The sequence below is a fragment of the Endozoicomonas sp. ALC013 genome (genome assembly GCF_049310205.1).
GTDB lineage: Bacteria > Pseudomonadota > Gammaproteobacteria > Pseudomonadales > Endozoicomonadaceae > Endozoicomonas.
The window spans coordinates 1-11,770 of sequence record NZ_JBLYNS010000143.1; the positions used below are offsets into that span (position 1 = coordinate 1).

Annotated in this window: 6 protein-coding genes; 4 read left to right on the forward strand and 2 right to left on the reverse strand. The window is 46.8% G+C overall.

The features are described 5' to 3' along the window. The 3 genes from ACO6V1_RS19520 to ACO6V1_RS19530 all read left to right on the forward strand — a co-directional run. Positions 1-273 (forward strand): type II toxin-antitoxin system HicA family toxin (locus ACO6V1_RS19520; protein WP_422468111.1); only part of this gene is annotated, 273 nt, incomplete at its 5' end. Continuing rightward, positions 270-602 (forward strand): type II toxin-antitoxin system HicB family antitoxin, encoded by a 333-nt coding sequence (locus ACO6V1_RS19525; RefSeq protein ID WP_422448156.1) that lies wholly within the window; start codon positions 270-272, stop codon positions 600-602. The genes ACO6V1_RS19520 and ACO6V1_RS19525, both read left to right, overlap by 4 nt. A 63-nt stretch (positions 603-665) precedes the next feature. Further along, complete coding sequence (locus ACO6V1_RS19530; RefSeq protein ID WP_422448158.1) at positions 666-1,118, forward strand: deoxycytidylate deaminase; 453 nt, start codon at positions 666-668, stop codon at positions 1,116-1,118. Here ACO6V1_RS19530 and ACO6V1_RS19535 read toward each other — a convergent pair. Further along, the gene (locus tag ACO6V1_RS19535; RefSeq protein ID WP_422468113.1) at positions 1,111-4,242 is read right to left on the reverse strand and encodes a hypothetical protein; all 3,132 of its coding nucleotides are present in this window, start codon (positions 4,240-4,242) and stop codon (positions 1,111-1,113) included. The genes ACO6V1_RS19530 and ACO6V1_RS19535 overlap by 8 nt on opposite strands. Positions 4,243-4,540: 298 nt before the next feature. After that, the gene (locus tag ACO6V1_RS19540) at positions 4,541-7,813 is read right to left on the reverse strand and encodes a hypothetical protein (RefSeq protein ID WP_422468115.1); all 3,273 of its coding nucleotides are present in this window, start codon (positions 7,811-7,813) and stop codon (positions 4,541-4,543) included. A 259-nt stretch (positions 7,814-8,072) separates the two neighbouring features. Between ACO6V1_RS19540 and metH the strand changes: the two genes are divergently transcribed. Then, the coding region (gene metH, locus ACO6V1_RS19545; protein WP_422468117.1) for a methionine synthase at positions 8,073-11,770 on the forward strand (3,698 nt) is incomplete at its 3' end.

The window sequence follows — 11,770 nt, forward strand, 5'->3', positions numbered from 1 at the left end:
TATTTACCAATCAATACAATGAAAAAGAAACATGCCACGACACTGCGCAAACTGTTTGCCAGACCGGTCAGCGGCAGCATTCACTGGGCCGATATTGAAAACCTGTTTCTTGCTCTTGGTGCCAAAGTTGAAGAGCGTGAAGGCAGCCGGATCAAGGTGGTACTGTTTGGTGAGGTACGGATCTTTCACCGCCCACATCCGTCACCGGATACCGACAAGGGCGCGGTGGCCAGTATCCGCCGGTGGCTGGAGAACCACGGAGTGACGCCATGATTAACCAGATGAACATCAACGGCTATATCGCTGTCATTACTTACGACCCGGACATTGACCTGTTCCGTGGCGAGTTTATTGGCCTGAATGGCGGCGCAGATTTTTACGCGGCGGATGTCAAAAGCCTGCACCAGGAAGGCAAAGTCTCCCTGAAGGTGTTTCTGGAGGCCTGTCAGGAGGAAGGTATAGAGCCACGCAAGTCTTTCTCCGGCAAGCTGAACCTGCGTATTGACCCGGATCTGCACGAATCCGCCAGTGTGGCAGCAGCGGCCAGTAACCGCAGTTTGAATCAGTTTATTAATGATGCATTGCGCCAGAGCCTGAATTAATAGCTTCTGTGTCTGGTAAGCGTAAAGACGACGTTTTCAGAAAACTCAAGGAACAAATGACCAATGGCCACTGATAGCAAGGGCATTAGATCGGTTGATACTGTGTATATGGAGATGGCCCACTCCCTGGCCAAATTATCAAAGTGTGTGCGCCTTCAGGTAGGCTGTCTGCTGGTCAAGGATGGGCGGGTACTTTCCACAGGGGTTAATGGCACGCCTTCAGGCTATATCAACTGTAATGAGGCTGACTACGAAGAACACCACCCCTGGTCACTCAGGCATGAAATTCATGCTGAACTCAATGCGGTTATCTGGGCAGCACGGCTGGGTACTCCCATAGAGGGGGCTACCGCTTATGTGACCCACAGCCCCTGTGATCAATGCACCAAAAACCTGTTAGCGGCCGGTATCCGGCGCATTGTTTATGACATCCAGTACGACCGCAATCCCCAGGAAGAACTATCACAGTTCTGTCGGGAAAACGGCGTTGCCATTGAGCAGGTATCCATTAAATAACATCCGAGACATGCTGTGGATCGATAAAATTACGAAAGTCATAGAACTTATCTGCCCAATCGGAATAGTCGTCAAGGGAGTGGCCATACAGTGAGCGGCACGTCTGGCCTTTTCCCCTCTGGCAGGTGAACTCCCAAAAAATGTCTTTCATGACATGTGCCGCTGTTGAGAATTGAGCACCAAACTGCACACAAAATTCAGGATGAACGTGACCTATCAGACAGTTAATGTCCTTTTTCAACAACTCGGGGTTCCTGAACCAAAGCGATGAAGGCAGGCACTGAAAGGCTTGCTGAAAAACAGATTCCACCTGTTCATGCACACATTGCAAAATAGATAACCGTAACTCTGCTTTTACCGCCTGGATCGATTGTCCGGAATAGCGACATTGGGCATACAGCGCCTGGTTATCAAAGCTTTTGCATCTCAACAGCCACTGTTTATTTTGGATAAAGTGTAACTGTGCTACAGGATTTTCAATCTTACCCACATATTGATCAATGATTGCCAAAATCCCATTATAATTTTCCCGGCCTATGTCAAGGAGGAGCAACCGATTGGTTAAATCATTTCTGAAAGCGCGGGTATACACCCAGTGACGCTCAACTTCTTTTATTGACAAGCCAAAAGGAATTTTAACGCCCTGATTCACAGTAAGGCGAACCGGCTCAGGCTTGCCAGTAACGAGTTGCCACTGGTTCTCGTCCGGGCTCTGTTGCTGATGATCGGTTTGTTCCTCAAGCTCTGATTCACTGTCAGGTTTTCGCTCTGACTCAAGATCGGGCATTTGAATAGCAAAGTGCTTTTCACTCTGGACGTCAGTTAGCTTTTTCTCCTGGCGATGTTCCTGGCAGGCTTGCCTTCTGACGACAGCAGGCGGGCTCTTTTTCCTGGCTTTGCTTTTCCTGGCAGGTCCACTTTCGGGTGCCTTTCCCTCAGCCTCTTTACAGTGAAATTTATTATCTCCCGATAATGAACAGGCATTTTTTTCAGATTGAATTTCCTCTAACCGGTTCTCCAATTGCAGAACTTTTTCGCCAACCAGTTTAATCTCCATGGGGATTTTAAACCTGACCGACCTTACATTGCTTTTATCAGCCTGGTCATGTAAAAAACATCGGTAAACTTTCCAATGCTTCAGTGAGCCTGGCAGGTCTCCTCGTTTTTCAAGTAACATGGCAAGATATTTATTCATTTCAGGCCGTGAGCCAGTCGCCGACCGATAGTTAACTTCTGCTTTATTCAGCAGGTCTGTAAATTGTTCACTTGACTCGCCCTGAGAGCTGGCCAGCTTTTCGTAAAGAATACCTAACAATGCTTTTACACAAACATCTTTAATGTTGTCCTTTTCAATAAACTGAATCGCTAATTGATACTTACCCTTTGAGGCCATGCAAAGTCCAAAATAAAGTGTTTTACTTTTATGCCTGGCAAATTCAAGAAGCGCTGATGCCTTGGAAGGATTACCCAGCATATAGTAATACAGGGCAACTCTTTCAGAACGCAGTTGTGCACTTCGTGTCGATCCACGCATCAATAGAATTAATTCATAAGCATAATCCATAGCTCTTTTGACTATTTCAGCAGATTGATTTTTATGGTCATTTATTTCCACTTGAATGAATTCCAGGTATTCAAGTGCCTTTTCCGGATTCAAAGTGGTAGAGTAAGGCCAACGGGAAAACCCAAGATCATTCCAGAGCATGGTTAACAGTGCCAGAGTATTGTATTTTGTAGAGTTTTCAGCAACACTTCTAAATACTTCAACATCCTCCAGGACTTCTGCGATTGCAAAGCATGTACATTTTGCCAGTGCAATCTCTGATTCCTGTTTAGGGCATCTCTCCAATACCGAGCTTAGTGCGGCTAATTGGACCCTGTCAGTCGTTTTCCAGCGATAATTTACCAAGAATCCTGCAGCCAGAAAGTTTAAAACCCAATAGTCAGCAACACGACAGATGCCTCTTTCAACGCTGGCAATCGTCATTTTATGAAGAATACGGTTGTATGTTTTTACCTGTCCCGGGAGGGCTAACTTTACAGCAGCATTTTTTCCGGAAGAGTAGCCATAGGATGACATTGAGTATTCCATAGTTACCTTGTTGTAAAAATGTCCCAATGCCTGAAGAAAAGCAAAATAGGCAATCTCTTTCTCATGAACGGCCAACTCTGTTTCTAATAAAAGTGCGTTAAAGTAATTATCAAGAAAGTCAACATTGCCAGCATTAACTACTTCAACATAATGACCATCACAATATTCCTGGTAGAGATGGTGAAAAATAATCACCACTTTATCAAGTTTGGTCAAACTAAAGGGAGATCTTGCAACTTCAGCCAATTGTCCCTCCTGCTGTTCCCTGGCACTGTTACTTTTTACGGCTCCCGGTTCATCCCCGTATCGACACTCTTCTACATCACCTGAAGCAGGGCTATGCATTTGGCACCGATTATAGCCAGCAATAGCCGTTTCATGGTGAACTTTTTCAATAATAGATCTTATTCTAACCATAGCTTCTTTGCATTCTGACTCTTTAGCGAGTAACTTTGAAGATAAAGAACTTAAACTACTGCTATCACTGTCCCCTTCTGATGAGACAACTGCTTTTTTCAACTTCTCAAAAGCTTTCAGAAAAAGCTTGTTTTTATCAATAGACTCAATAGATTTTTCCAACTCCTTATCAACTGCCTTCATCTGCTCACAAACGGAATAAAATTTCGTTAAGGATTCAATTTCAGGAAAGTATTTGTCGTTATCGGGAAGCCACCATAAATTCAACACCTTGATGAGAGCATTGCCATTTGATGGTGGTATTAAGTCTCCGAGAGAATAAAGCATACTGAATGCTTCCTGCTCACTTGGCATGCCGTACAACATTCTTATGAGGAAATTCTCCTGAATATACAGAGCCGCCAACTTAAACCTGATCAATTCCTGATGGGGTATCTCACCATGAACCCTGGTGAGATCAATAATCTGTTGTTTTATTTCGTCAAGCTGCCGGGCTAATATTTCCGGATCCGGAGCTGTCTGTTGTTCAGCATGTTCAGTGCTCTGTGGTTTAACGTCCTGTTGCGAACCTTCACACGGCGATACTTGCTCCGAAGTACACTGGCTTGATTTCAACAGATCATGTGTACCATGAGACTGTTCGGAAGCTGCAATGACACGAACCTCCCTGTTAGCAATGCTTTTCCCATGACCATCTCTGAACGTGCCCGCTTCCTTCAGGGCTTTTTCACCGACCAATACTGTTGGTGTAACTTCCAACGGTTGTGTATCAGAACACACCTCCCCGCCCTCAGAGCTGTGCCTTACCGGGCTGTGGCTGCTACTTATTGGGTCCATAATCTGTCGCCTGTTTATTTATATTGATCAATAGATACCCTGGGAGCCTGTCGGGAAAACGGCGTCGCCATCCGGGCTAAATAATGTCCGAAAGATGTTGAGGATCAATAAAATCACGAAAGTTATAGAACTTTTCAGCCAAATTGGCATAGTCCCCGGGGGAGTGGCCATACAGTGAGCGACATGTCTGGTCGGTTACCCTCTGGCAGGTAAACTCCCAGTGAATATCTTTCATTACATGGGCCGCTGTTGAAAATTGAGCGCCAACCTGTACACAAAATTCAGGATGAACGTGATCTATCAGGTATTTCATGTCCTTTTTCAACAACTCGGGATTACTGAACCACAGAGGTGTAGGTAAGCACTGAAACGCATGCTGAAAAACAGACTCCACCTGTTCCCGCACACACTGCAAAATAGATAACCGTAACTCTGCCTTTAATGCCTGGATCGTTTGCCCAGAACGACGACAATGGACATAAAGTGCACGGTTATCAAAACTCTTACATCTCAACAGCCACTCTCTATTTTGTATGAAGTGTAACTGTGCTACCGGATTGTCAGTTTTGCCCACATATTGATCAATGAGTCCCAAAACCCCATCATAATCTCCCCGGCCAATGTCAAGGAAGAGTAGCCGATTGGTTAAAACATTTCTCAAATTGCGGGTATTTCCCCAGTGACGCTGGACTTCTTTTATTGAAAAGCAAACAGGAATTTTAACCCCTTGATTCACAACAAGCCGAAACGGGTCAGACTTCCCAGTGACCAGCTGCCATTGGTTTTCGTTCAGGCCCTGTTGATAATGGTGTTGAGGATCGGTTTGTCCCTCAAACTCTGATCCACTGGTAAGATGTAGCTCAGCCCCGGGATTCGGCACTTGAATAGAACAACGCTTTTCGCTGTGGATGTCTGCTGGCTTTTGTTCCTGGCAAGCCGGTTTCCTATCGGCAGCAGGTTGGCTCTTTTTCTTGCCTTTCCTTTTCCTGGCAGGTTGACGTTCAGGCTTCTTTTCCACAGTTCCCTGGCCATAAGATTTATCATCACCCAATAGTGACTCGGCCTTTTTCTCAGATTTAATTCCCCCTATCAGGCTCTCCAACTCCAGAATTTTTTCACCAACCAGTTTAATCTCCATGGGAATTTTAAACCTTACCGACCTTATATTACTTTTATCTTCCTGATCATGTAAAAAACAGCGGTAAGCTTTCCAGTGTTTTAGCGAGTCTGACAGATGCCCTCGTTTTTCAATCAACATGGCTAAATATTTATTCATTTCAGGCCGTGAGCCAATCACGGCCCGATAATTAAGCTCTGCTTTTGTGAGCAATTCATTATATTCTTCAGATGATTCGTTCTTAGAGCTGGCATGCCTTTCGCACAGAATACCTAACAGTGCTTTAATACAAGCATCTTTAATTTTATCCTTTTCAATAAACTGAATGGCAAACAGGTATTCACCCTTTGATGCCATGCAAAGCCCAAAATAAAGCGATTTGCTTTTACCCTTGGTAAACTTAAGAAGTTCCGATGCCTTTTGAGGATCATTCCGCATAAAGTAATACAGGGCGATTCTTTCAGAATACAGCTGTGAAATCGGCGTCGACCCCTGCATCAATTTATTAAATTCACAGGCAATATCCATGGATTGCTTCAACAATTCGGCACTTTGATTATCATTACTGGCTATTTCATATCGAATGAATTCCAGATATTCAAGCGCTTTTTCCGGATTCAAGGTGTTTGAGTATGGCCAACGGGAAAACCCAAGATCATTCCAAAGCATGGTTAATAGTGCAAAGGTATTGTATTTTTCAGAATTATCAGCAACACTTCTGTACGCTCCAACATCCTCCAGAACTTCTGCGATAGAAAAACAGGTATATTTTGCCAGTGCAATCTCCGATTCCTGTTTAGGGCTTCTCGCCACCGCCATGCTTAGAGAGGTTAATTGAGCCCTGTCTCTGGATGTCCAGCGATAATTCATCAGAAACCCTGAACCGAGCAGGCTTAAAACCCAAAAGTCAGCACTCTGACAAACATCACTTTTAATACTTGCCATCGCCATTTTATGAAGCCTGGCATTGTAAGTTATTGCCTTATTATAATGAGCTGTTTTTACATAATTACTATTTCCAGCACAGTAACTGACTGTGCACTCCATAGCTATCTTGTAGTAAAAATGTCCTAATGATTGTAGAAAAGCAAACCAGGCAATCTCTTTCTCATAAATGGATAACTCTGTTTCCAATAAAAGCTCGTTAAAATAATTTTCAAGAACATCAATATTGGTAAGATTAAGTGATTCAATATACATTTTATTGTTATGTATTTGGTAAAGATGGTGGAAAATAACCACTAATTTATCAAGCTTGGTCAAACTGAAGTCAGACTTCATAGCTTTGGATGACTGTTCTAATAACTCCCTCTTAATACTATTACTTTTTACGCCTTCCGATTCATCCCTGCAGGGATTATCCTCTACATCACTTAAAGCAGAGCCATGCACTTGAGATCTATTCTGACTGGCCGTAAAACATTCATTGCCCCCTTTTTTAAGAAGTCTGCCCAAGACCTCTTTAAACTCTTTTTCACTAAAACATTCTGAAGTAAGAGAACTTGCAGTGCTGTTATCACTGCTTCCTTCTGATGGGATCAGCTTTTTTTTCAACTCGTCGTTAAAAAGCAACCGGCCTTTGTCAAAAGGCTCGTCAACTGTATTCAAATCCCCGAGAGCTGTCTCCAAATACTCACTAACAGAATTAAGCCTCTTTAAAGAAATAGTGGTTGTTTCAGGAAAGTATTTCGCGTTACCGGGAAGCCACCATAAATCCAGCACCCTCATGAGAGCAGCACCATTTGATGACTGTGGTAATAAGTCTCCAAGCGATTCCAACTTACTGAATGCTTCCTCCTGACTTGCCATGCCGTACAACATTCTTGTGAGAATATTCTCCTGGATATACAGTGCAGCTAACTTAAATCTCATCAATTCCTTTTGTGGTATCTCACCATGAACACCGGTGAGTTCAATGATCTGTGTTTCTATTTCATCAAGCTGCCGGGTCAACATCTCCGGGTCCAGAACTGTTTTTTGTTCAACATGTTCGACACTCTGCGGTTTAATTTCCTGTGGCGCACCTTCACATAGCGCTACCTGAACCGTTTCACTCTGGCTCGGTTTCAATAGAGCACCTGTACTGACTCCATGAAACTGTTCGGACACTTCAATTACACGAACCTCCCTGTTAACAAAGCTCTTCCCATGACCATCTCTGATCGCGGCTGCATCAGTCAGCGCTTGATCACATGTTGGAGTAACCATCAACGGTCGTGTATCAGAACACATCTTCCCATCCCCGGAGTTAAGCCTTATCCGGGTGTGGCTGCTACTCATTGGCTCCATGATTTACCTCCTGCTTAACTATTTTTTCATAACAATTGGATACCCTCGATGGAAGAAGGTTTCACTATGTTGGTACCATGGGTCGTTTATTTACAGAACCCATACACTTACACTTCTTCCTGACCCAACAGAAACCAGAGGCATCCGGGAGCCAAGTTCTGGTACTATGCCCGCTAGAAAAAATAACATTGGTCTGCTATCTATGCTGCAAGCTACGCCACACCAAAAAAAAGCCCTCTCTGACCTGACACAACTGCTGGAAAAACGCATTCTGATCCTTGATGGTGCCATGGGCACCATGATTCAGGACTATAAGCTGGAGGAAGTGGACTACCGTGGCGAACGCTTTGCCAGCCATGCCTGCGATGTGAAAGGCAACAATGATCTTCTGGTATTGACCCGTCCGGACATTATTCAACAGATCCACCGGGAGTATCTTGCAGCCGGTGCTGATATTCTGGAAACCAACACCTTTAATGCCACCACCATCGCCATGGCAGATTACCAGATGGAAGATCTGGTACCGGAAATTAATCACCAGGCAGCCCGTCTTGCCCGGGAAGTGGCCGATGAATTCACCCGCGCCAACCCGGAAAAACCCCGTTTTGTCGCAGGGGTTCTTGGCCCAACCAACAGAACCGCTTCCATCTCCCCTGATGTCAACAATCCCGGCTATCGAAATACCAGTTTCAACGAACTGGTGACCGCCTATCAGCAGGCCGCCAAAGCATTGATTGAAGGCGGCGCTGATATCCTGCTGATAGAGACCATTTTTGACACCTTGAACGCCAAAGCGGCCATCTATGCGGTGCGAGACCTGTTCGACCAGCTGGGCTTTGCCTTGCCGATCATGATTTCCGGCACCATTACCGATGCTTCCGGTCGCACCCTGTCAGGTCAAACGACAGAAGCCTTCTGGAATTCGGTCGAACATGCCCGGCCACTGTCCGTTGGTCTGAATTGTGCCCTGGGTGCCAGTGAGTTACGCCCCTATCTTGAAGAACTGTCCAACTGCGCAGGTACCTGGACCAGTGCTCACCCCAATGCCGGTCTGCCCAACGCGTTTGGTGAATATGACCAGAGTCCCGATGAGATGGCAGAGATTGTTGCCGGGTTTGCCCAATCCGGCCTGGTCAATATTATTGGTGGCTGCTGTGGTACCACACCGGCACACATTAAAGCCATTGCTGACAAGGTTGCTGATATTCCCCGACGAGTCATGCCAACCATTCCGGTGGCCTGTCGTTTAAGTGGTCTGGAGCCATTTACCATTGATCGGGACTCATTGTTCGTCAATGTCGGTGAGCGCTGTAACGTCACCGGTTCCGCCCGCTTCAAACGTTTAATCATCGAAGAAGATTACGATACGGCCCTGGATGTTGCCCGTGACCAGGTGGAAAACGGTGCCCAGATTATCGACATCAACATGGATGAAGGGATGCTGGATGCCAAAAGCGCCATGACTACGTTCCTGAATCTGGTGGCCTCTGAACCGGATATTTCCCGGGTCCCGATCATGGTGGACTCCTCCAAGTGGGAGGTCATCGAAGCCGGGCTGCAATGCATTCAGGGCAAGGGCATTGTCAACTCCATCAGCCTGAAGGAAGGTGAAGATATCTTCCGCCATCAGGCCCGTCTTTGCCGCAATTATGGGGCCGCCGTTGTGGTTATGGCCTTTGATGAGCAGGGTCAGGCGGATACCGAAGCCAGGAAAATAGAAATATGTCAGCGGTCGTACGACATTCTGGTCAATGACGTCGGCTTCCCGCCCCAGGACATTATTTTTGACCCCAATATTTTTGCCGTGGCCACCGGTATTGATGAGCACAATAACTATGCGGTGGATTTCATCAATGCGGTGCAATACATTCGCGAGAATCTGCCCCACGCCATGAGTTCCGGTGGGGTCAGTAATGTCTCTTTCTCTTTCCGGGGGAACAACCCGGTTCGGGAAGCCATTCATGGGGTCTTTCTCTACCACGCCATCAAGGCCGGACTGACCATGGGCATTGTCAATGCCGGACAGCTGGAGATCTATGAAGAAATTCCCCCGGAGCTGAAAGACAAGGTTGAAGACGTCATCCTCAACCGCTCAGCGAATGGGACTGAAGCACTGCTGGCCGTTGCAGACCAATATCGGGAAGGTGGTTCTTCCGGCAAAAAAGAGGAAGATCTGGCCTGGCGGGAATGGCCTGTTAACAAACGGCTGGAACATGCGCTGGTCAAAGGCATTACCACCTGGATTGTTGACGATACTGAAGCGGCAAGACTGGCCGCCAGCCGTCCTATTGAGGTGATTGAAGGCCCACTGATGGATGGCATGAACGTGGTGGGTGACCTGTTTGGTGAAGGTAAAATGTTTCTGCCCCAGGTGGTGAAGAGTGCCCGGGTGATGAAACAGGCGGTTGCTCATCTTGTTCCTTTTATCGAGGAAGAGAAAGGCGAGAGCGCACGATCCAATGGCAAGATTCTGCTGGCCACGGTAAAAGGTGATGTACACGACATTGGTAAAAACATTGTCGGTGTCGTTCTGGCCTGTAACAACTTTGAGGTTATTGACCTTGGGGTGATGGTTCCCTGCGAAACCATTCTGAAAACCGCAGTGGAAGAAGACGTTGATATTATCGGGCTCAGCGGTCTGATTACCCCGTCACTGGATGAAATGGTTTATGTGGCCAGTGAAATGCAGCGTCAGGGCATCAAACGCCCACTGATGATTGGTGGAGCGACCACATCACGGGCCCATACGGCGGTAAAAATTGAGCCGCAGTTCCAGGATGATCTGGCCATCTATGTCACCGATGCCTCCCGCAGTGTGGGGATTTCAACCCGACTGATGAGTGATTCATTAAAGCCCGCCCTGGTGACAGAGACCCGCTCCGAGTATGAAAAAATCCGGATCCGTCACGGAAAACGGAGCAACAAACGGGCACTGCTCACCTACCAGGAAGCCCTGGATAACGCCTTCAAACCGGACTGGTCCCGATACCAGCCACCGGTTCCGACGTTTACCGGCGTTAAAGTGTTCGATGACTTCCCGCTGGAAGAACTGGTCAATTACATCGACTGGACTCCGTTCTTTATGACCTGGGATCTGGCCGGTAAGTTTCCCGCCATTCTGAAAGATGAAGTGGTCGGCGAAGCAGCCACCAGCCTGTATCACGATGCACGGCAGATGCTGGATAAACTGGTCAACGAAAAGTTGATCCGTGCCAGGGCAGCCATTGGTTTCTGGCCCGCCAACCAGATCAATCACGATGACCTGGCCATCTATCAGGATGAAAAGAGAAGCCACATCAAAACAATCCTGCATCACCTCCGTCAGCAGGCACCAAAACCGGAGGATAAGCCCAATTACAGCTTGTCTGACTTTGTGGCCCCGGAATCATCAGGCCTGCCAGACTATGTGGGCGGTTTTGTGGTAACGGCAGGTATTGGTGCAGACCAACTGGCCAGGCAATATGAACAAGCCGGTGATGACTACAACAGCATCATGGTGAAAGCACTGGCAGACCGTTTTGCCGAAGCGTTTGCTGAATGTATGCATGAAAAAGTGCGCAAGGAGTACTGGGGTTATGCCTCCAATGAGCAGCTCAGTAATGAAGAGCTGATCAGGGAGAAATACGCCGGTATTCGTCCAGCGCCCGGCTACCCGGCCTGCCCGGACCATACGGAGAAAACGGCATTGTTCGCTCTATTGAACGGTGAAGAAAATGCCGGCGTGTCACTCACTGAACACTTTGCCATGATGCCTGCGGCCAGTGTCAGTGGCTGGTATTTCTCCCATCCTGAAGCGAAATATTTCGGCCTGGGTAAAATCGATAAAGACCAGCTGGAAGTATACGCTGAACGTAAAGGCTGGTCTTTAGCAGAAGCGGAACGCTGGCTTCGCCCCAATCT